This is a genomic window from Pseudomonas sp. P5_152 (assembly GCF_033989915.1).
Lineage (GTDB): Bacteria > Pseudomonadota > Gammaproteobacteria > Pseudomonadales > Pseudomonadaceae > Aquipseudomonas.
Map to the genome: position 1 here is coordinate 728,897 of NZ_JASFAH010000002.1, position 20,727 is coordinate 749,623.

17 protein-coding genes are annotated in these 20,727 nt (G+C 63.2%); 9 read left to right on the forward strand and 8 right to left on the reverse strand.

Annotation, left to right across the window (positions count from 1 at the left end):
• Window positions 1–11: 11 nt before the first annotated feature.
• Window positions 12–173 carry a DUF2986 domain-containing protein gene (locus QMK50_RS03155; RefSeq protein ID WP_320332515.1) on the reverse strand — a complete coding sequence of 54 codons (162 nt, stop codon included), beginning with the start codon at window positions 171–173 and terminating at the stop codon, window positions 12–14.
• Between the two features lie 288 nt (window positions 174–461).
• Here QMK50_RS03155 and QMK50_RS03160 point away from each other — a divergent pair, with 288 nt between their 5' ends.
• From QMK50_RS03160 to proC, 8 genes are all read left to right on the forward strand, one after another.
• Entirely contained in the window at window positions 462–1,886 is a 1,425-nt protein-coding gene (locus QMK50_RS03160; RefSeq protein WP_320332516.1) for an FAD-binding oxidoreductase, read from the forward strand.
• Window positions 1,887–1,953: 67 nt separating this feature from the next.
• On the forward strand, window positions 1,954–3,036 hold the full coding sequence (locus QMK50_RS03165; protein WP_320332517.1) for an ABC transporter substrate-binding protein: 1,083 nt from the start codon (window positions 1,954–1,956) through the stop codon (window positions 3,034–3,036).
• 66 nt (window positions 3,037–3,102) lie between these two features.
• Complete coding sequence (locus QMK50_RS03170; protein WP_320332518.1) at window positions 3,103–4,212, forward strand: ABC transporter ATP-binding protein; 1,110 nt, start codon at window positions 3,103–3,105, stop codon at window positions 4,210–4,212.
• Window positions 4,209–5,978, forward strand: a complete 1,770-nt coding sequence (locus QMK50_RS03175) for an ABC transporter permease subunit (RefSeq protein ID WP_320332519.1) — start codon at window positions 4,209–4,211, stop codon at window positions 5,976–5,978. The genes QMK50_RS03170 and QMK50_RS03175 overlap by 4 nt, the downstream gene beginning before the upstream one ends.
• A 32-nt stretch (window positions 5,979–6,010) precedes the next feature.
• A complete protein-coding gene (dapA, locus tag QMK50_RS03180) occupies window positions 6,011–6,928 on the forward strand; it encodes a 4-hydroxy-tetrahydrodipicolinate synthase (RefSeq protein ID WP_095170788.1) in 918 nt (305 codons plus the stop codon).
• A 98-nt stretch (window positions 6,929–7,026) separates the two neighbouring features.
• Window positions 7,027–7,857, forward strand: coding sequence for an IclR family transcriptional regulator (locus QMK50_RS03185; RefSeq protein WP_320332520.1), 831 nt, complete (start codon window positions 7,027–7,029; stop codon window positions 7,855–7,857).
• 102 nt (window positions 7,858–7,959) lie between these two features.
• Entirely contained in the window at window positions 7,960–9,165 is a 1,206-nt protein-coding gene (locus QMK50_RS03190; RefSeq protein WP_320332521.1) for an alpha-hydroxy acid oxidase, read from the forward strand.
• Window positions 9,162–9,950 carry a pyrroline-5-carboxylate reductase gene (gene proC / locus QMK50_RS03195; protein ID WP_320332522.1) on the forward strand — a complete coding sequence of 263 codons (789 nt, stop codon included), beginning with the start codon at window positions 9,162–9,164 and terminating at the stop codon, window positions 9,948–9,950. Before QMK50_RS03190 ends, proC begins: the two co-directional genes overlap by 4 nt.
• A gap of 335 nt (window positions 9,951–10,285) precedes the next feature.
• On the opposite strand, the gene QMK50_RS03200 is transcribed toward proC, so the two are convergent.
• The 7 genes from QMK50_RS03200 to QMK50_RS03230 all read right to left on the reverse strand — a co-directional run bounded on the left by QMK50_RS03200 (window position 10,286) and on the right by QMK50_RS03230 (window position 18,218).
• The gene (locus QMK50_RS03200) at window positions 10,286–11,089 is read right to left on the reverse strand and encodes an IclR family transcriptional regulator (protein WP_256585534.1); all 804 of its coding nucleotides are present in this window, start codon (window positions 11,087–11,089) and stop codon (window positions 10,286–10,288) included.
• Between the two features lie 123 nt (window positions 11,090–11,212).
• Window positions 11,213–12,766, reverse strand: a complete 1,554-nt coding sequence (locus QMK50_RS03205; protein ID WP_320332523.1) for an AMP-binding protein — start codon at window positions 12,764–12,766, stop codon at window positions 11,213–11,215.
• A gap of 3 nt (window positions 12,767–12,769) precedes the next feature.
• Window positions 12,770–14,473 (reverse strand): ABC transporter permease subunit, encoded by a 1,704-nt coding sequence (locus QMK50_RS03210; RefSeq protein WP_320332524.1) that lies wholly within the window; start codon window positions 14,471–14,473, stop codon window positions 12,770–12,772.
• Window positions 14,470–15,540: an ABC transporter ATP-binding protein gene (locus QMK50_RS03215; protein ID WP_320332525.1), complete on the reverse strand. Its 1,071-nt coding sequence runs from the start codon at window positions 15,538–15,540 to the stop codon at window positions 14,470–14,472. Before QMK50_RS03215 ends, QMK50_RS03210 begins: the two co-directional genes overlap by 4 nt.
• Before the next feature lie 12 nt (window positions 15,541–15,552).
• Window positions 15,553–16,614 (reverse strand): ABC transporter substrate-binding protein, encoded by a 1,062-nt coding sequence (locus QMK50_RS03220; protein WP_095170803.1) that lies wholly within the window; start codon window positions 16,612–16,614, stop codon window positions 15,553–15,555.
• Between the two features lie 156 nt (window positions 16,615–16,770).
• On the reverse strand, window positions 16,771–17,535 hold the full coding sequence (locus tag QMK50_RS03225) for an enoyl-CoA hydratase/isomerase family protein (RefSeq protein ID WP_320332526.1): 765 nt from the start codon (window positions 17,533–17,535) through the stop codon (window positions 16,771–16,773).
• Window positions 17,536–17,738: 203 nt separating this feature from the next.
• Complete coding sequence (locus QMK50_RS03230) at window positions 17,739–18,218, reverse strand: VOC family protein (RefSeq protein ID WP_095170806.1); 480 nt, start codon at window positions 18,216–18,218, stop codon at window positions 17,739–17,741.
• Window positions 18,219–18,518: 300 nt separating this feature from the next.
• Here QMK50_RS03230 and QMK50_RS03235 point away from each other — a divergent pair, with 300 nt between their 5' ends.
• Entirely contained in the window at window positions 18,519–20,645 is a 2,127-nt protein-coding gene (locus QMK50_RS03235) for a TonB-dependent receptor family protein (RefSeq protein WP_320332527.1), read from the forward strand.
• Window positions 20,646–20,727 lie beyond the last annotated feature (82 nt).

Below are 20,727 nucleotides of genomic sequence, written 5' to 3' on the forward strand. Positions count from 1 at the left end.
TCGAGGCGCGATCAGTTCTCGACCGGGCTGCTTGGATCCTGACTGGCTTCAGCCGCCAGCTTCAAGCGGTCGGCTTTGCTGATGTACTTGTCCTTGTTGACTGGGGCCAGCTTGGCGCTGGCCTTTTTCGCGTGGGCTTTTAACAGCTGCTTGATTTTCTTACGGCGATTCATGGTGCTCTACTCAGGGTGACAATGGCGCGATGGTAGCAGCTTGCGATATTCAAGCTGGTGCCCGCGGCACCGGCTGAGTCGATAAAGTTGCCCATCAGCGATCACCCTCCTCCCTTCCCGCCTGGCTCCGGCAGCGCAATGGGCGCTCCGTTGTCCGGCCGTGAGCCATATCTAAAAACGACATACCTAAAAACGACACACCCCAGAATCCCTATTGCCAATGAGGGGAGAAGCACTCTACTATTTTTGCAATTACTTTAATTGCATTGAGATTACTGGAGTCAGCGAATGTCATTGGTCGACGAGCTCATCGCTCTGCTTGGTGCAAACAACCTGATTACCGACGCCGGCGAAATGACCGCTTCCCTTGAGGACTGGCGTGGGCGCTACCGTGGCGCGGCGCTGTGTGTCGCCCGTCCGGCCAGCACCGCAGAAGTGGCGGCGGTAGTGGCCTGCTGTCACCGGCACCGCGTGCCCGTGCTGCCTCAAGGTGGCAACACCGGCCTGGTCGGTGGTTCGGTGCCGCCTTCCAGCGGGCCGGTTCCGGTGATCATCAATCTGCAGCGCATGCGCCGCATCGGCCTCGTCGACCTCGTCAACAACTCCATCGAAGTGCAGGCCGGCTGCGTCCTGGCTAACGTGCAGCAAGTGGCGCGGGACGCCGGACGCCTGTACCCGGTCAGCCTGGGGGCCGAAGGTTCCTGCCAGATCGGCGGCACCATCGCCACCAACGCCGGGGGCATCTCCGTACTGCGTTATGGCAACACCCGCGACAACGTCCTGGGCATTGAAGTGGTACTGGCCGATGGCACCATCTGCTCGGAACTGCGAGCCCTGCGCAAAGACAATACCGGCTACGATCTCAAGCATCTGTTCATTGGCTCCGAAGGCACCCTGGGGATCATCACCGCCGCCGTGCTCAAGCTGCATCCCCTGCCCACGCGCTGCGCAGTGGCCTGGGTCGGCGTCGGCAGCCCGGCCCAAGCGATCGAGCTGCTGGTGCTCACCCGCCAGCTGTCAGGCTCATCGCTGTCGGCCTTCGAGCTGATGAACCAATTGCAACTGGACCTGGTAGTGGAGCACGTGCCGCAGCGCCGCTCGCCACTGGATACCCGGCATCCCTGGCACGTGCTGATCGAGCTGGCGGATACCGCGGGCAGCGCCGACCCCGAGGCGGCCCTTACGGCCATCCTCGAGCAGGCGTTCGACCAGGCCATCGTCGACAACGCCAGCATCGCTTCCAGTCAAGGCCAGCAAGCCGCCATGTGGGAGCTGCGCCACAGCGTGTCGGAAGCCAACAAGAAAGGCGGCATCGGCCTGACCACCGATTGCGCCGTGCCGGTGTCCACCATCGCGACCTTCATCGAGCGGGCCAACGCCGCGGTGGCGAAGCTTGCCCCGCAAGCGCAGATCGTGATCGTCGGGCACATGGGTGACGGCAACATTCACTACATTCCGTTCTTCCCGTTCGCGGTCTGGGACGGACTCGAGCAAACCGAAGCCCTCGCTCGTGAACTGCGTCGTGCGGTCAATGACGTGGCCGCCGAACTGGCCGGGACCTTCAGCGCCGAACACGGCGTCGGGCAAACCTCGCTCGATGAAATGCATAACTATAAATCCGCGGCTTCGCTCGCCCTGATGCGGGCGATCAAACACGCCGTCGACCCCCTTGGCCTGTTCAACCCGGGCCGACTTATACCGCCTGAAAAATAAAACCCACAACAAACATCCCTAGTGACGATAGCGACTATCGACAATATCGCGAAGAGAGGTCAGGAGTATGGGCAACAACATTAATAACTGGTCACGCCGCAGCGTGCTCAAGGCCAGTGTGGTCGGGGCCGTCGCACTGTCGACGAGCAGCATGTGGTCGTCCTTGCGGGCGCAAACCAAACGCATCGTGGTGCGCGATGATGGCGGCGTCTACACCAAGGCCTACACCGAGGTGTTCTATCGGCCGTTCCAGGAGGCGACGGGAATCGAGGTGATTGGCGTACAGGCCAACGCCGAGCCGACCGCGCAGATCCTGTCGATGGTCGATGCCGGTTCCTACATCTGGGACATGGCCAAGATCAGCCAGCCGGCAATCAAGATGCTCACCCAGGGCCAGAAGAAATACCTCGAGGCCCACGGCCTGGGCAACGACCCCATCGTGGCGCAGATGCCCGAGCACTTCATGTCCGAGTACGGAGTCGGCACCAACGTCTACACCACCGTGTTGGCCTATCGCAAGGACGCCTTCGAAGGGCGCCAGGCACCTACCTCCTGGAAAGACTTCTACGATGTGCAGGGTTTCCCCGGTCGCCGCGCCCTGCGCCGTCACCCCTTCGACACCATCGAGCAGGCACTGCTGGCCGACGGGGTTGCCGTGGCCAATGTCTACCCGTGCGACCTGGAGCGGGCGTTCTCGGCACTCGACAGAATCAAGAATGACGTCTCGGTGTTCTGGACCAGTGGCGCGCAAGTCGAACAATTGCTGGTGTCCGGCGAAGTCGACATGGTGCCGGTCTGGGTCTCGCGTGCGCAATCGGCCCGCAGCTCCAATGCCCCGGTCGGCATCGTCTGGGACCAGAACATCTGGGGCCTGGACAGCTGGGCCATCCTGGCGGGCACGCCCAACGCCGCAGCCTGCCGCGAGTTCATCAAGTTCACCTGCGACCCCGAGCGCCAGGCTGCACTGACCAAGTACTTCCCCGCCGGTGTGACCCATCCCCGGGCCTTTGACTTCATCGACCCGGCCGTGGCCGCCGATTGCCCCTCCTACCCCGACCACATCGCCAAGGGGCTACCGATCGACGCCCAGTATTGGACAGAAAAACAGGGCACGGCGCTGGAACGCTATAACGCATGGCTCCTGAGCTGACCCCGCTGACGGGTCCGCCACGCGGCGGGCCCGATATTTCCTGCCCCTTGTCTTCAGGTCTTCGCCATGTCCTCTTCCAGCCTAACCGTAAAGAAGCTCGCTAAAAACTATGGCCAGTTCGTGGCCCTCGCACAAACCGACCTGACCGTCGCCGATGGGGAGTTCCTGACGCTGCTCGGTCCTTCCGGCTCCGGCAAAACCACCTTGCTCAGCCTGGTGGCCGGCCTCACCCATCCCGATGGCGGCGAGGTGTCCATCGGCGACAACGATGTGACGTACCTGGCGCCCCATCATCGCGACATTGGTGTGGTGTTCCAGAACTACGCGCTATTTCCCCACATGACGATCCTGGAGAACATTGCCTTCCCGCTGAAGATGCGCAAGGTCTCGGCGACCGAAGCCCGTGAGCGGGCCATGGCCGCCCTGGACATGATCAAGCTGCCGCACATCGCCCAGCGTTATCCCAAGGAGCTGTCCGGCGGCCAGCAACAACGGGTCGCGCTGGCGCGCTGCATGGTCTATCGCCCCTCGATCATCCTGATGGACGAACCCCTGGGCGCGCTCGACAAGAAGCTACGCGAACACATGCAACTGGAGATCAAGCGCATTCACCGGGAGCTGGGAACCACCATCATTTATGTGACCCACGACCAGGAAGAGGCGATGACCATGTCGGATCGCATCTGCCTGATGAATGCCGGGAAGATCGAGCAACTGGGCACCCCCGATGACCTGTACTTCCGCCCGCGCACGCTGTTCGTTGCCGACTTCCTCGGTGAGTCGAACCTGTTGCCGGCGCAGATCGTCGCCTCCCAGGACGGGGTGCTCGATGTGCTGGTCGGCAGCCGTGGGATCAAGGCCAGCGCCACGCCAAACGGCGAGAACCTGCCGGGCGCGCACATCCACATCATGGTCCGCCCACAGAACATGCTGATTGCCAAAGCCACGGACGGCGACGTGCGCCATCTGCAGGCGAGCGTCAGCGATGTGATGGTCACCGGCAGCCTGACCAAGGTCTACATGAGCACCGACGAGGAAGGCATTCCCGCGCTGGTCTCGGCCTTCCCGACCCGGGTCAATGGCGAGAGCTTCCAGCGCGGCGACAAGGTCTCCCTGTCCTGGCACGCCTCGGACGCCGTTGCCATCACCGAACAACCCAAGGCGGCGTTCCCATGAGCCTGTTTACTTCTCGCGCAGCCTCTGCGCCGATGCCAGCCTGGGCCAAGAACAGCCTGATGATTGCGCCGTTGCTGGTGCTGCTGGCGGTGTTCCTGGCCTATCCGGTAGGCCGCCTGCTGTCGTTGAGTATCCTCGGGCCGGAGGGCTTTTCCCTCGACGCCTACCGGCACCTGTTCGCCTCGAGCCTGTACCTCAACGTGCTGTGGATCACCTTCAAGATCTCCCTGGCCACCACCGTGCTGTCGGTGGTGCTGGGCTATCCGGTGGCCTACCTGATCTCCACGGCGCCAGCCAAGCTCAAGAGCCGCCTGGTGTTCCTGGTGCTCCTGTCGTTCTGGACCAGCTTCCTGGTCCGGGCATTCGCCTGGGTGGTGATCCTGGGACGCAACGGGGTGGCCAACAACTTCCTGATGTCCCTGGGCCTGATCGACCGACCGATCAACCTGCTCTACGGCACCGGCGCCACGCTCACCGGCATGGTCCACGCGATGCTGCCGCTCGCCGTCATGACCATGCTCGCGGTGATGGAGAACATCGACCGCAGCCTGCCCCGCGCCGCTTCGACCCTGGGCGCGCGTCCGGGTACGGCCTTCTGGACGATCTACTTCCCGCTGTCGATGCCCGGCGTGGCCGCCGCCACCATCATGGTATTCGTCACTGCCATCGGCTTCTTCATCGTTCCGGCGCTGTTGGGTGGACGCAAAGAAACCATGATCACCCAACTGATCATCGATCAGGTGCAACAGACCCTGAACTGGGAACTGGCCGGCTCGATTTCCGTGCTGTTGCTGGTGGTGGTGCTGGTGGTCTTCGTGATCTATGACCGGATCTTCGGCTTCGCCACCCTCACCGGCGAAGACCCGTCCGCCCAAGCCCGCCGCGACACCCTGGCGCGACGTGCAGGCAGTGCGGTGCTGGCGGGCATTGGTGCGGTCAGCGACTGGCTGATCGCGCGCCTGTCGTTCAAGCGCCGGCGCAAGAGCGCTGAAGGCACGCCGCTGGTGCTCAGTGTCTTCGTCTGGACCGTGCTGGTGCTGATCAGCCTGCCGGCGCTGCTGATGATCCCGATCTCCTTCAGCAGTGCCGGCCTGCAGTGGCCACCTTCGGGCATGACGCTGCAGTGGTACGAGCAAATGCTCAATACCCCGGTCTGGACCCAGGCCCTGGTGCGCTCCCTGACGGTGGCGACCGGCGCGGGCATCCTGTCGATGCTGATCGGCGTGCCCGCAGCGTTTCTCCTGGCCCGCGGCAGGATCCGTGGCAAGGCGATCCTGCTGGCGTTCCTGCTGTCGCCGATCATCGCGCCACGAGTGATCATCGCCCTCGGCCTGTTCTACATGTTCGCCGAGCTGAAGCTGGTCGGTACGTCCATCGGCCTGATCATTGGCCACACCGTGGTGTGTGTGCCCTACGTGGTGATGACCATGATCGCGGTGCTGCGCAACTATGACCAGCGCCTGGACCTGGCCGCACAGAGCCTGGGGGCCAGCCCCCTGAGAACCCTGCGCCACGTGACCTTCCCCCTGCTGGGCGCCGGGATGTTTTCCGCGTTCCTGTTTGCCTTCGCCACCTCGTTCGACGAACTGACGATTGCGCTGTTTTCGTCGGGCGGCCTCAACGCCACCTTGCCCAAGCAGTTCTGGGATGAGGTGACCTTGCAGGTTTCACCGGTGATTGCCGCCGTCTCCACCTGCTTGCTGATTTTCATCACCCTGCTGATTTTCGGCGCCGATCGCCTGCGTCAGCGCAGCCTGGCGCGCTGAGCCCGTAACCCATGATCAAAGGAGAAACATCCATGCTCAGTTCTGAACACCTCAAAGGTATTTTCCCGGCCATTACCACGCCGGTGCAGAGTGATGACACGATTGATGTAACCGCCACCGAAGCGCTGTTCAGTTGGTTGACCGGGCAAGGCGTGGACGGCGTGGTGCCGTTGGGCGGAACCGGCGAGTACGGTGCCCTGTCCAGGCATGAGCGGGTGCGCTTCGTCGAACTCTGCGCCAAGCTCGCCGACCAGCGCATGCCGGTGATCTGCGGGGTGCTGGACACCGGCTATCACGACGCGATGACCGCGGCGCAGGACTTTGCCAAGGCCGGCGCCGATGGCCTGCTGGTGATCACGCCCTACTACACCAACCCGACCCAACTGGGCATCCGCGACTACTTCCTGCGTTACGCCGATGAGTCGCCGCTGCCGATCCTGATCTACGAGATTCCTTATCGCACGCGGATCTCGATCGATCCCGAGGTGCTGCACGAACTGTCCCGGCATGAACGCATCATCGGCATGAAGGCCTGCAACACCGACATGTACCACTTCCTGCGGGTGATCGCCGGCGTCGATCCTGAGTTCGCCGTACTCAGCGGCGAAGACACGTTGTTCCCGCTGCAAGTGGCGGCGGGCGCAACAGGCGGGATCGTGGTCACGGCGAACCTGCTGCCGAAAACCTGGCGCCGGGTGTTCGACCTCGCCAGCGCCGGCAAAACTGCCGAGGCGCTGGCGCTGCACCGGCAATTGATTCCGCTGATGAACCTGGCGTTTTCCGAAACCAACCCCGGGCCGATGAAGTCGGTGATGGACCTGATCGGGGTCAACGCCCCTGCCCTGCTCGCGCCCCTGCGTGAGCCGAAGGAAGATCTGCGTAATGCACTGAGAGTCGAATACAGCAAACTTCTGGACATGTTCGAGAAGGCCCCAACCGCGGCCCGCTAGTTCAAAACAACGGCTGCCACGCCAGTGCCCCTGCGCTATGCAAGGGCACAGGTGAATGCCACAATCCAATGTCATGACATTTATGGACCGCTCAACAAATGCCGAATTCTCGCCCAACCAAAACCACAAGAAAAACTGCAAAAGAAGCAGTTGGCGATCCTCGTAATTCGTCATTGTATGTCGGCTCTACTGAAAAGACCTTTCAGATACTGCATGCCTTCGACCATCCGAAACGACAAATGCCGCTCTCGGAAATAGCCACCTTGTCGGGGCTTGATCGCAGTGCCGCACAACGTCTGGTATTTACCCTGGAAGCCCTGGGATATCTACGCCGCGTACACAACACTCGGGATTACGCACTGACTTCCAAAGTGCTGCAGTTTTCCTACAACTTTCTGTGCGCCCACGAGTTGCTGCACAAGGCCGCGCCGTACCTGGTGGACCTGAGCAGTACCCTGGGCGAAACCACTAACCTGCAAGAGCTCGATGGCCACGAAGTGGTCTACGTGGGGCGCTATCCGGGCCGGCACTTGATCAACGTCGACATCATGGTCGGCAGCCGCCTGCCCGCGATATTCACCGCTTCGGGCACCGCCATCCTGTCCCACTGCAGCGCTGAAGAGCGGGAAGCGGCGATCGAGGCCACCCAACTGCGGGCACTGACCCCACATACCGTCACCGACAAGGGTTTGTTACTCGAACGCATGCAGCGCGCGGCTGAAACCGGCTACGCGATCATCGCCAATGAAACCGTACTGGGAGATATTGCCGTGGCCTCGGCCATATTGGATGAACATGGCCATGCAATCGCGGCCATTACTATCGCGGTACCGACCACTCGCTGGACTAAAGAACGCGTCGAAGAAGAACTCGCCCAACATGTTCAAGTGGTGGCAACTTCCATTTCTGCGAAGAAGTTTTTCTCCTGAAACCCGCATCAATTTCATAACTTAGCGCGTACATCGGCAATCAATAACAACCGGGCTTTATAAGTCTCGGTTGCGTTTGCCTGCATGTCTGGACGAGGGCTTATGTCATCCTTATTGAACTTTATTGATTACCGGGCCCGGGCCAGGCAACGGTTGCCAAAGGCACTGTTTGAATATATCGATCGCGGCAGTGAGGATGAACAGGCACTGCTACGCATCCGTTCCAGCCTGGACCAGATCACGTTGACGCCTTCCCTGCTCAATGGCGTCGATCAACCGGAGCTGCGCACCCCGTTGTTGGGGCAAGCGCTGGCCATGCCGCTGGTCATCGCGCCCACGGCATTGGCGGGACTGGTGTCGTTCCAAGGGGAAATAAAACTGGCGCGCACCGCGCGTGACCTGGGCATTCCCTTCTGCGTTTCCACCCAGTCGGTGACCACGGTGGAAGAGATCCGCAAGCAGGTGCCGGATGCCAATCTGTGGTTCCAGTTGTACGTGTGGAAAGACCGCAACCTCACTCGCCAGTTGCTCGAACGCGTCCAGGCGGCCGGGGTCGATACCCTGGTGATCACCGCCGACACACCGGTCAGTCCGAAACGCGAATACAACGTCAGGAACGGCTTCTCTATTCCCTTGAAACCCAGCCTCGCGCTGCTGCTGGATGTGCTGGGCCATCCCTCTTGGCTGGTGTCGGTCTGGTTGCGCCAATGGCTGGCGAGCGGGATGCCTTCCTATGGGCATTACCCGGCGCAGTTTCGCGCTGCGGTCACCCAGCAGACAGTCCATGAGGCGGTACGCCTGGAAAACCGCCTGACCTGGAACGACATCCGGCAGATCCGCAGTGGCTGGCACGGGCGTTTGGTCATCAAGGGCGTGTTGAGCCCCCAGGATGCGTTGCTTGCCCGGGACGAAGGCGCGGATGCCATCGTCGTCTCGGCCCATGGCGGACGTAATCTCGACATCGCGCCCGCGCCTATCCAAGTCCTGCCGGCCATCGCCGAGGCCGTCGGCGGCGACCTGCAGATCATCGCCGACAGCGGCGTGACCCGCGGCAGCGATGTGCTCAAGTACCTGGCGCTGGGAGCGGATGCGGTGATGGTCGGGCGTTTGCCGCTGTGGGGCCTGGCAGCCGCCGGCCAGCAAGGCGCCACCGACAGCCTGCGGATGCTGCGCAACGAAATGGAACTGGCCATGACCCTGCTGGGTGCGCACTCCGTGCGCGACTGCAGGAAGGCCAATGTGCTCGGGCGGCAACGCGCCCTGTTTGTCAAACCAAGCCCTGGGGCTTATCCGGAGATCACCGCATGAACGTACTTTTTATTGGCTACGGACGCATGGGCAGCGCCATGGGCGAAGCCTGGCTGGCAAACGGTCTGGTTGACGCGGTCAGCGCCGTCGATCCACATCCGCAGGCGGGCCTGCGGGCCACCCTGTACGCGGATCTGCAGGCGGTTACGGCGCAAGCCTTCGACCTGATTGTGCTCGCGGTCAAGCCCGACAAGGTGTGCAGTGTCGCAACGTCCCTGCCGGACCTGATCTGCCAGGACGCGGTGGTCATCTCCGTCGCCGCCGGCATCACCAGCGACGCCCTCGACCAGGCGCTAGCCCGGCGCTGCCCGGTGATCCGGGCGATGCCCAACACCCCGGTGCTGGTGAATGCCGGCTGCACCGGGCTGTACGCCGACGCCCGGCTGGATGCGACACGGCGCGCCCAGGTCGGCCAACTGTTCGACAACGTCGGACGTAGCTACTGGCTTGAACAGGAAAGCCTGCTGGATGCCGTCACCGCGATCTCCGGCAGCGGCCCGGCCTACTACCACCTGTTCAGCGAAGCCCTGGCCCAGGCCGGCGTCCTGCTCGGCCTGCCACCGCAACTGGCACTCAACCTGGCCCGCCAGACCGCCCTGGGCGCCGCATGCCAGCAGACCCAGGAAAACGCAGACCTGGTCGAACTGCGCACCGCCGTCACCTCCCCCAACGGCACCACGGCAGCGGCCATCAGCGTGTTCGAACAGAACCAGGCCCTGCGCCAACTGATTAAAACCGCAACCCAGGCAGCCCATGCCCGTTCCCAGACGTTATCGGCGGTGTAGTAGCGAGCGCCCGCTTGCGGCGCCCGCTTGCGGCGCCCGCTTGCGGCGCCCGCTTGCGGCTTGCTCGCGATCAGGCCAGCACAGTCAACATCGATGCTGCCTGACCCACCGCCATCGCGGGCAAGCCCGCTCCCACAGGTTTCGATGGGTGTATGCAAAATCTGCGAACAGCCAAAATCACTGTAGGAGCGAGCTTGCTCGCGATGTGGCCAGCACAGTCAATATCGATGGTGCCTGACACACCGCCATCGCGGGCAAGCCCGCTCCCACAGGTTTCGATGGGTGTATGCAAAATCTGCGGGGACCACAAAACACTGTAGGAGCGAGCCTGGGACTCAGCTTTTGCGTTTCGCGGAGATCGAGGAGGCGGTGGAGATCAGTAGGTCGGCGTAGCGGCGCATGTCCCGTTCGGCGACCCAGCGTGAACGTGACACTGCCACGTTGACCGCGCCAATCCCGCGCCCGGAACCGTCGAGAATGGCTGCCGCGGTGGACACGTCGCCGTAGAAAAACTGGTCCTCGACGTGGGCAAACCGCTGCTGGCGCACCTGCTCCACGTTGGCCCAGATCTGCCCACGGTCAGTGATGGTGGCCGGGGTGTGCTGGACGAACTGGCTGCGGTCAAAGATGTCGTTGACCTCGTCATCCGGGTAGGTCGCCAGCAACGCCAGGCCCGGTGCGGTGCACCAGGCCGGCAAGCGGGTGCCGACAATCACGTTGGCGTTGAACACATGGCGGCTGACGATCCGCTGGACAAACACAATGTCGGTGTCGTCCATCACCGTGAGGTTGGTCGCCTCCTCGGTTTCCGCGCTCAACTGCTGCAAGTACGGCGCGGCTCGGTTCACCAGCTCACTGGAGCTGAGGTAATGAAAGGTGAAATCCAGCAGCTTGGGGGACAACTCATACTTCTTGCCCTGGTCCTTGTTCAGGTAGCCCAGGGTGGCCAGGGTATGGGTGAAGCGCTGCGCCGCGCTGAGGTCCATGCCCGTCAGCCCGGCAATTTCCGACAGCGACAGTTGCCGCTGGCTGCCATCGAAGGCCATGAGCACTTTCATGGCCTTCTCCACGGATTGCACGTACAGCGAGGAAGCGGTGGGATCAGTTGCCGGTTTTTTCGGCGGGCGGGGGTTGGCCATGGGTGCTTTACATCGCGTCGTGAAATGAAAGAATGCGGTTTGCTGGACACAGTCTATCGCTATTCACTGACAGCCTGTCACCTGGCACGAATTCTTAGTGAAATTCCCCGCCTGAACCTGCCTCTACGCCCGCTGCCCCTGCCCGTCCCACGCACCGTCGAGGGTGCGCGCCAGCAGGTGTTTCTTGATCCGCTCGCTGGGGGTCATCTCGAAGCTGGCGATTGCCCGGTAGTACCGCGGCTGCTGGTACGACGCCAGGCGCTGGCTCGCCCACTGCACGATGGCAGACCAGTCGACCTGCGCATGTTCCTCGAACTGCACATAGAGGAGGATTTCCTGCTCGCCAATACTCGATTGCACCCCCACCGCCGCACAGGCCCGCACCGCCGGATGACTGCTGAACACCCGCTCCACTTCCCAGGCCGACACGTTCTCGCCGCGTACCCGCATGCTGTCGGTCCGGCGCCCGACGAAGAACAGGTCGCCATCGGCATCCAGGCGCGCCATGTCACCGGTGTACAAACGTCCGTTGCGCAACGCCTGGGCAGTGGCCGTAGGGTTATCCAGGTAGCCAGGCAGAAACACGCCCTCCACGCTGCTCGACAGCACGATCTCGCCCAACTGCCCAATACCGACCGGCTGGTTTTCGGCGTCCAGCAGTTCCAGGGTCAACCAGGGCAGCGGCTGGCCCACAGAGCCCGGCTTGTTGTTGCGATTGAGGGTGGCGAAGCTGGCGCATTCGGTCATGCCGTAGCACTCGCGCAACTGGCAGCCGAAACGCTGTTCGATGGCCGCCCAGTTGTTCACCGACACCCCCGCCCCCCACAACGTGCGCAGGCTGTGCGCGGTCGGCCAGGTGGCGGCATCCTGTTGCATGAGGATGTCCAGCACCCCGCCCAGGTAATGCAACTGCGTGGCCCCGACCGCCGCGCACTGGTCCCAGAAACGACTCGCGGAAAAACGCTGCACCACGTTCAACTGGACATCGGCCAGGAATGGCAGCAACAACATTTGCGCACCACCGATATGGCACAGGGGCTCCCACAACAGCAGGCGATCGCCCGCCTGCACATCGGCCACCAGCAACACTGCCTCGCCGGCGATGCGCATCATCCGATGGGTAAAGATCACGCCCTTGGGGGCACCGGTGGTACCCGAGGTGTAGATCAGGCACAGCGGCGCATCGCTGGCGCTGTCCAGCCATTGCAACGGCGCATCCGGATACTCCTCGGCGGCACGCTGCAAGGCCGTGATCGACTGGTACGGTAAAGCAGCGGCCACACCCTGGCGCAGCAGCGGCTCGAACTCGGCGTCCGCCACCACCAGCTCGGGCCGAGCGTGTTCGAACGGATAATCCAGCCCCGGGCCGCGCAGCCGGGTATTGATTGGAATCCACACCAGCCCGGACAGGATCAACGCGTAGATCAACACGATCTGCTCGTCGCTGTTGCCCAGCATCACCGCCACCCGTTGCCCGGGGCGCAGCCCTTGCGCGGCCAGCACCGCCTGCAGGGCCGCGACCCGGGCCCGCAGTTCGGCGGTTTGCAACGAGCGCCCTTCGAAGGTGATACGCACCCGGCTGTCATCGTTCATCAGGCCGGCATGAATCAGCGGCGCGGCCGTCAATGGGTCGTCGGTGATGCGCTGGGGGAAAAATTCGCTAGGAAAGTTTTGCATCGTTCAAGAGCCTTGGCGTTTGGAAAGAGAGCGTCGCGCGACCCATTGGGCGACCACCACGAACAGCACGATGAAGCCCAGCAGCGTGGTGGATACCGCCGCCAGCGTCGGCGTGAGCGCCAACTGGATGCTGTCCCACATTTGCTTGGGCAAGGTGGTGTTGATCCCGCCGCTGACGAAGATCGCGACAGTCAGGTCGTCGAACGAGGTAATGAACGCCAGCAGGAATGCCGACATCAGGCTGCCCGCCATCAACGGCAGGGTCACCGTGCGCAACCTGGTGAAGGTCCCGGCACCGAGGATCCGGGCCGCATCGTCCAGGCGCATGTCGTATTGGCGAAAGGCCGCCGCCAGGGTCACCACCACGTAGGGCAACGCCAACACCGTATGCCCGAGCACCAGGCCCAGGTCCTTGCCGGCCAGGCCCAGGCGGGAGAACAGGTACAGCAACCCGAGGGCGATGACGATGCGCGGCACGATCAGCGGCGCGATGAACAAGGCGAACAGGCCCTTGCGCCAGCGCGCCGACATGCGGGTCATGGCCATGGTCGCGCCAAACCCCAGCACCAGCGCCAGCAACGCCGTCGCCAGCCCCACGCCAAAGGAGCGCAGCAAGGCCGCCTGCCATACCGGCGAGGTAAAGAACTCGATGAACCACTTGAAGCTGTAGAGCTTGGGCGGGAACGCAATGAATGGACTGCTGGTAAAGGCCAGCGGAATCACCACCAGCACCGGCAGGATCAGCAGCAACACCAACAGCACGCTGTAGCCCGGCAGCATCACCCCATCACCACCGCGCGGGCGCCCGGAACTGAAGCGCGAACAGAAATGCCCGATGGCGAACAACAGCCGCAGGCCCAGGCCGGACTGCCGGCCCTTGGGTGCTTCGCCGCCGAGGGAAGACAACCCCGCAACCCGGTCGTAGATCACGAACACCAACAACGAGCAGATCAGCAGCACCACCGACAGCGCGCCGGCAAAGTGCATGTCGAACAGGTCGAGTACCGAGGAGATGACCAATTGGGCGACCATCATTTCCCGTGGTGAACCCAGCAGCGCCGGCACGATGAAGAAGCCCAGGCTGGTAATGAATACCAGCAGCGCAGCGGCGGCGATACCCGGCGCCGACAGGGGCAGGAAGATACTGAAAAAACTCATCGGGCCACTGGCGCCGAGGGTTTGCGCGGCGGGTGCCAGGCGCTGGTCGATGCTGCGCATGATCGGCAACAAGGTGATGACCGCCAGCGGCAGCATCGAGTGGACCATGCCGATCAGCACGCCGGACAAGGCCGGGACCATCCCGGACGGATTGTCGATGAACTGCGCCACCAGGCTGGTGACCAGGCCCTTGCGCGACAACAACAGCATCCAGGCGTACGTCTTGACCAGGTAACTGGTCCAGAACGGCAGCATGATCCACAGCATCCACCGCTCGCGGCCCTGGGGCGACAAGCGGGTCAGCAGGTAGGTCACCGGGTAGGCCAGCAGTACCGAGAGGATCGCAGTCAGCGCCGAGATCCAGAAGGTGATACCCAGCACCCGGCCATAGACCGGTGTCGAGGCGATGCGTTCGAAGTTGCTCAGGCTCAGGTCGCCGGCGCTGTCCTGGAAGCTGCCCATGAGCATTTCGGCGACCGGCAACAGAAAGAACACCGCAAGGAACAATAGGGCCGGGATCGCCGGCAACAGCCGTCTAGGCAGGCTCATGGCTGCACCTGCGCAGGCAACAAGGTGGCACGGTGGGCGTCCCAGGTGATGCCGACGGCGTCGCCAACCCGCGGGTTGATGTGGCGCGCGCAACGCACGCTGAACCGGGCGCCCGAAGGCAGGCGAATCAGCGCTCGCGTATCGCTGCCGAGGAACACGCATTCGTCGACACTGCCCACCAGCAGGCCGGCACTCGGCTCGGTCAGGCGCGCCGCTTCCGGGCGCACCAGGACGAAGTGGTCCGTGCTGTCGACCTTGGCCGACACCTCGTGGCCTATGCAGCCACTGAGTTCCAGCAGGCGCCCTTCGACGTGCAGTTGGCTGGCACTGGTGCGCTTGCCCTGCAGCACGTTGGAGTGGCCGATGAACTCGGCGGCGAACAGGCTGGCCGGGCGGTCGTAGAGCTCCTCGGGAGTCGCCAGTTGCTCAATGCGTGCCTTGTTCATCAGGCAGATGCGGTCCGACAGGGTCAGCGCTTCTTCCTGGTCGTGGGTCACGTAGATGAAGGTCGCGCCCAGCTCCTTGTGCATGCGGCGGATTTCCAACTGCATGTGCTCGCGCAGATTCTTGTCCAGCGCCCCCAGGGGTTCGTCCAGCAGGATCACCGAGGGCCGATAGGCGAAGCAGCGCGCCAGGGCAATACGCTGCTGTTGGCCACCGGAAAGTTCACTGGGATAACGATGGGCGAACTCGTGCATGCGCACCATTTCCAGCGCCGCATCGACCGCGGTTTCCAGTTCGCGCTTGGGGTACTTGCGCATGCGCAGGCCGTAGGCGACGTTGTCGCGCACGCTCATGTGGGGAAACAGCGCATAGCTCTGGAACACCAGGCCGATTCCGCGTTTGCCGGGAGCAATGTGGGTGGCCTCCTGGCCGTCGATCAGCAACTGCCCACTGCTGGGCGGCACCAGCCCGGAGATCATTTGCAGCAGGGTCGACTTGCCTGAGCCCGAAGGCCCCAGGAGCGTCAGGAACTCCCCTTCGCGCACCTGGATATCGGTGGGCTGCAGCGCGACGAACTGGCCATAGGTTTTGCCCAGGCCACGTGTTTCGAGTTTTACGCTCATGCAACGACTCCCTTACGACAAGATCCAGGCGTTAAAACGTTCAGTCACCTGAGTGCGGTTGGCTTCCCACCATTGCGGGCTGGGCAGGCGCATGTTCTTCAGGTTCTGCGGCGCGGTGGGCAGCAGCGCGGCCCGTTCGGCGGGGATCTGCTCGAAGGATTTACGGTTGGTCGGACCGTAGGCCAGGTCATTGGTGAAGGCGGCCTGGCGTTTGGCGTCGGCGCAAAACCGCACGAATTGCTTGGCCATCTCGGCGCGCGGGGTGCCTTTGGGAATGGCCCAGCCTTCGATGGAGTACAGGCCCTGGTTCCACTCGATCTGCACCGGTGCACCGTTCTCCAGCGCGGCCTGGGCGCGACCGTTCCAGATCGAGATCAGGTCCACTTCGCCGCTCTGGATCGCTTGCATGGCCTGGGCTCCGGAGGTCCACCACAGGTCGATGTGCGGCTTGATCCGGTCCAGGCTCTTGAAGGCCCGGTCGACGTCCAGCGGATACAGCGCGTCCAGCTCGACGCCGTCGGCCAGCAGGGCCTGTTCCAGGGTGTCCAGCGGACTGCGGCGCAGGCAGCGGCGGCCGGGAAATTTCTCGACGTTCCAGAAATCCGCCCAGGACTGCGGGGCGTTGTTGGCAAAGGTGTCGGTGCGATAGGCCAATACCGTGGAGTACACATCGACGCCGAGGAAGTTCGGGGTAATGGCCTCCGGCAGCAGGTCCGGAAACTCTTCGCTGCTCAAGCCGATCGGCTCGAGGAAGCCCTGGCTCTCCAGGTAGGGGATGTCGGCCGAGATCGTCAGGGTGGTGACATCCCAGACGAAGTTGCGGGTCTTGACCATGGCCGCGAGCTGCGCGACCGGCTGTGCTTCGCGGGCGACGCTGATCACCTTGATCCCGGTGGCTTGCTCGAAGGGGTCGTAGAACGCGATGCGATAGGCCTTGGTGTAGGGGCCTCCGGGGTCGGAAACAATAATTTGCCGCGCACTGGCGCGGACCACGCTCGGCAGGCTGCAGGCCAGTGCGAGGGTCATGCCGGCCTTGAGCAGATTTCGACGGTCAGGGCTTTCTGGATTATTCATGAAGGACTCCTGCGAAAAACGAAAGCATCGATAAAAGGCGAAGACATCGGCAGTTCACAAGGTCGTGGGGGTTGCCGGTGAGGGTACGTTGCCGCCGCCGTGCGCATTGTTGTAGCCACCGGCCCACTAGGCCGGCGGCGAGTTACCAGGAGTGAATCAGGCCTGTTTGGCCCGTTGCTGGAAGAACGCTTCCATCATGCGCGCCGGCTCACCGGAGTCGTACGCCTCTTTCTGCAGGCGCTGGCCGGCTTCGATGGCGCTCTTGAAATCGGGGTCGCTCATTTCGCGGAAACGCTGCTTGTCCAGGCGCATGGCCACCGGCGGTTTGTTGGCCAACTCGTTGGCCACCTGCAGGGCTTTGGCGAACACTTGCTCGGCCGGCACCATGTAGTGGATCAGGCCGATGCGGTGGCACTCCTCGGCGTCCATCAGGCGCCCGGTCAGGGTCAGCTCGATGGTGCGCGACATGCCCAGCATGCTGTTCATGATCCACGGCCCGGTGGTGCTTGGAATGCCCGAGTTGATCTCCGGCTGGCCCATGCGCACGCCCGGATGACCGACTCGGATATCCCCCAGCAGCGCAACCTGGAAGGCGGAACCTGCCGCCGTGCCGTTCAGGGCCATGACCAGTGGCTTGGACAACCCCCGCAAGGTGGCGTAGTAGCGTTCCCACTCACCGACCCATTGCACTGCGCGCTCACCATCAAAATCATGGGCTTCGGAGAGGTCCTGCCCCGCCGAAAAAGCACGGTCCCCCGCGCCGGTCATGATCACTGCCTTGATCGACGCGTCGGCGTCATAAGCCAGCAAGGCGTCGATGATTTCGTTACGCATGGCGGTGGTCCATGCGTTCAAGACTGCCGGGCGATTGAGGGTGATAACTGCCACGGAACCTTGAGTTTCTAGCACAATGTTTGACATGGTTATCTCTATGCAATAGTTGATGTCTAATTACGATATAACCATATTGATTTACTCGCAAGCGGAAAGATCGCGCTCGCGGCTGCTTGGTGCAAGGTCGGGTAATTGGGGGGTTAAGGCTGGGGGGTCAGGCTGGCGCAGACCGGGTGCTGCAGATGTCGGGGCCAGGACAGTCGGCCTGCCCTGCCCCCGGTTGACGCGGGTTAACCCTTGATCGCGGCCTCAATGGCAGCGACATCGATTTTGCCCATCTCCATCATTGCCGCGAAGGCGCGCTTGGCCACCGCTCGGTCGGGGTGGGTGAAGGCCGCCGTGAGCACTCGCGGAGTGATCTGCCACGACAGTCCCCAGCGGTCCTTGCACCAGCCGCAGGCGCTGGCCTCGCCGCCGTTGCCGACTATCGCGTCCCACAGGCGGTCGGTTTCGGCCTGATCGTCGGTCGCGACCTGGAACGAAAACGCCTCGTTATGCTTGAACGCCGGCCCGCCGTTGAGCCCCAGGCAAGGGATGCCCATCACATTGAACTCCACCGTCAACACATCGCCCTGCTTGCCCGCCGGGTAGTCGCCGGGCGCACGATGCGCAGCGCCCACCGTGCTGTCCGGGAAGGTCTTGGCGTAGAAGGTCGCGGCGTCCAGGGCATCGCCGTTGAACCACAGACAGATCGTATTTTTGCTGACCATTTTGTTTCTCCAGAATTGGTACAGACCGGTTCATTCTAGCTGCACCGTTCATCGCCCCCATGGCAGCATGGCGGTTTACCCAGGATCAGGAAGATCATGCTTATTCACTGACGCAGGTTTCGTCTTCATCGATGAGTGGGAGCCCTTGGCCAGTCATCCGCAGACCCTGGTCCAGACCATGATCTGGCAGGCAAGCCACTGAAATTCACGGTAAAAAACCGGGTTTTCATGTGTTCCCCGGGGGCTCCCCGGCGTCGCAGTTGTTTACTGCCCGCCCCCTTTTCGTCTGGAGTTCGCCCGATGCCCGCGTCCAAATCCTTGCCCACTGCATTACTGGGCCTGGCCCTGGCCTGTCCGGCCATGGCCGAGGCGCAGGGTCTGGAATTGGGCCAGGTGCTGATCGGTGCCGAAGAGCGCAGCGGCGAAGACGCCTCGGTGGAAGAAGCCAAGGCCCGGCTGGCCCAGGTGCCCGGCGGCACTAACGTGGTCGACCTGCGCCGGCCGCTCCAGGGCCGGGTGGCCAGCAACCAGGATGTGTTGGCCTATCAGCCGGGGATCTATGCCCAGTCCGCGGGCAACGAAGGGGTCAAGATCTCGATCCGTGGCTCGGGGATCAACCGCGCCCCTGGCGCCCACGCCTCGGGACTGTACGCCATGCTCGACGGCCTGCCTTTGACCGGCCCAGGCGGCACCCCCTATGAACTGCTCGAGCCGCTGTGGCTCGATCACGTGGAAGTGCTACGCGGCGCCAACGGTTTCGACCGCGGCGCCCTCGCCCTGGGCGGCGCCATCGACTACGTCAGCCATACCGGCTATGACTCACCGCTGTTGCAGGTGCGCTACGGGATCGGCAGCCACGGCTACCAGCAGCGCCAGATCAGCTCCGGCCAGGTGCTGGGCGACTTCGATTACTACCTGGCCGTGACCGATGCCCGCTCCGATGGCTACCAGGACCACACCGCCAGCGACAGCCAGGGGTTCATCGCCAACGTCGGCTATCGCTTCAACCCGAATCTGGAAACCCGCTTCTACCTGCGCTACCGCCAGACCGACAACGACCTGGCCGGGCGGGTCAGCAAGTACTCGATCGAGCACGACCCACGGGCTGCCAACCCTGCGTACGTGACGCGCGACGATCGCCGCGAGCAACCGGGCAGCACCTTCATCGGCAACAAGACCACCTACTACATCGACGACGATTCGAGCATCCAGACCGGCCTGGTCTACCACGACTACCCGATGGACCTGCGCGAAGGACCCAACCGCCTGAAAGTCGCCTACAGCGATGTCAGCGGCACCTTCGACTACAAGCGCCGCGACACCCTCTGGGGCCTGGAAAGCCAGAGCACCCTGGGCCTGCGCACCACCAAGCACCTGCCCAACGCCGGCGCCAGCGAAGAAGTGCGCATCCCCACCGGCAACACGGCAGGCTACGTCCCGGGCACACCGATGCGCGACTTCACCTACCAGGGTTCGGACTCCGTGCTGCACGCCGGCAACGACCTGGAAATCGCCGACGACCTGTGGCTGACCACCGGCCTCGCCGCCCTCTACACCCGCCGCGAAAGCGCCGTCACCTACCCCGAGGAAGGCGGCAAGACCAGCCAACACGACTGGGACTACGCCGCCCGCCTGGGCCTGCGCTACCAGTTGACGCCCGGCGTGCAAGTGTTCGGCAACCTCAGCCGCTCGGTGGAAGCGCCCCACCCCTGGTCGCTGATCTACAGCTCGAACATTCGTTTCCCGCAAGGCAGCGGTCCCGCCACCGGCACCCAGCGCGACCCGATCGAACTGCAAAACCAGACCGCCACCACCCTCGAACTCGGCGGACGCGGCGATGCCGCCCTCGGACAATGGAGCCTGTCCTGGTACTACGCCCAGGTCCGCCATGAACTGCTCTCCGTCCTGCCGGACGCCAACACCGTCACCCCCTACGAACTCAACGCCAGCCCCACCGTGCACCAGGGCGTGGAAGCCAGCCTGCAAAGCACCCTCTGGGCATCGCCAACCGGTGAACAACTGAGCCTGCGCCAGAGCTACACCTTCAGCGACTTCCACTACCGCGACGACGACCACTTCGACGATAACCGCCTACCCGGCCTGCCAATGCACTACTACCAAGGCGAACTGCGCTACGACTGGCCCCTGGGCTTTTTCGCCGCAATCAACAGCCAACTGGTCTCCAAAGTCGCCGTCGACTACGCCAACAGCGAATACGCCGACCCCTACGCCCTCTTCGGCGCCACCCTGGGCTACAACGCCCCGAAGGGCGACTGGCAAACGTGGCTGGACCTGCGCAATTTGACGGATAAACGGTACGCGGCGACGGTTACGCCAGGGTACGACGATAGGGGGTTGGATGCAGCACGGTCGACGCCTGGGGAAGGGTTTGGGGTTTATGCGGGGGTTTCTTGGAGTTTGCGGTGAGGGGGGGATGGGAAAGATCGGTGGGGAGGCAGCTAACGGCCAATTGCTGACCTCCTTGCGTAACCTTCTCGCAAGCCGGCCC

What these genes read in the sequence shown, in the direction of transcription:
- dapA (WP_095170788.1), top strand. Translation starts at nt 6,011, where the DNA reads ATGCTCAGTTCTGAACACCTCAAAGGTATTTTCCCGGCCATTACCACG.
- QMK50_RS03190 (WP_320332521.1), top strand. Translation starts at nt 7,960, where the DNA reads ATGTCATCCTTATTGAACTTTATTGATTACCGGGCCCGGGCCAGGCAA.
- QMK50_RS03165 (WP_320332517.1), top strand. Translation starts at nt 1,954, where the DNA reads ATGGGCAACAACATTAATAACTGGTCACGCCGCAGCGTGCTCAAGGCC.
- QMK50_RS03220 (WP_095170803.1), bottom strand. Translation starts at nt 16,614, where the DNA reads ATGAATAATCCAGAAAGCCCTGACCGTCGAAATCTGCTCAAGGCCGGC.
- proC (WP_320332522.1), top strand. Translation starts at nt 9,162, where the DNA reads ATGAACGTACTTTTTATTGGCTACGGACGCATGGGCAGCGCCATGGGC.
- QMK50_RS03200 (WP_256585534.1), bottom strand. Translation starts at nt 11,089, where the DNA reads ATGGCCAACCCCCGCCCGCCGAAAAAACCGGCAACTGATCCCACCGCT.
- QMK50_RS03205 (WP_320332523.1), bottom strand. Translation starts at nt 12,766, where the DNA reads ATGCAAAACTTTCCTAGCGAATTTTTCCCCCAGCGCATCACCGACGAC.
- QMK50_RS03230 (WP_095170806.1), bottom strand. Translation starts at nt 18,218, where the DNA reads ATGGTCAGCAAAAATACGATCTGTCTGTGGTTCAACGGCGATGCCCTG.
- QMK50_RS03210 (WP_320332524.1), bottom strand. Translation starts at nt 14,473, where the DNA reads ATGAGCCTGCCTAGACGGCTGTTGCCGGCGATCCCGGCCCTATTGTTC.
- QMK50_RS03175 (WP_320332519.1), top strand. Translation starts at nt 4,209, where the DNA reads ATGAGCCTGTTTACTTCTCGCGCAGCCTCTGCGCCGATGCCAGCCTGG.
- QMK50_RS03155 (WP_320332515.1), bottom strand. Translation starts at nt 173, where the DNA reads ATGAATCGCCGTAAGAAAATCAAGCAGCTGTTAAAAGCCCACGCGAAA.
- QMK50_RS03185 (WP_320332520.1), top strand. Translation starts at nt 7,027, where the DNA reads ATGCCGAATTCTCGCCCAACCAAAACCACAAGAAAAACTGCAAAAGAA.
- QMK50_RS03160 (WP_320332516.1), top strand. Translation starts at nt 462, where the DNA reads ATGTCATTGGTCGACGAGCTCATCGCTCTGCTTGGTGCAAACAACCTG.
- QMK50_RS03170 (WP_320332518.1), top strand. Translation starts at nt 3,103, where the DNA reads ATGTCCTCTTCCAGCCTAACCGTAAAGAAGCTCGCTAAAAACTATGGC.
- QMK50_RS03235 (WP_320332527.1), top strand. Translation starts at nt 18,519, where the DNA reads ATGCCCGCGTCCAAATCCTTGCCCACTGCATTACTGGGCCTGGCCCTG.
- QMK50_RS03215 (WP_320332525.1), bottom strand. Translation starts at nt 15,540, where the DNA reads ATGAGCGTAAAACTCGAAACACGTGGCCTGGGCAAAACCTATGGCCAG.
- QMK50_RS03225 (WP_320332526.1), bottom strand. Translation starts at nt 17,535, where the DNA reads ATGTCAAACATTGTGCTAGAAACTCAAGGTTCCGTGGCAGTTATCACC.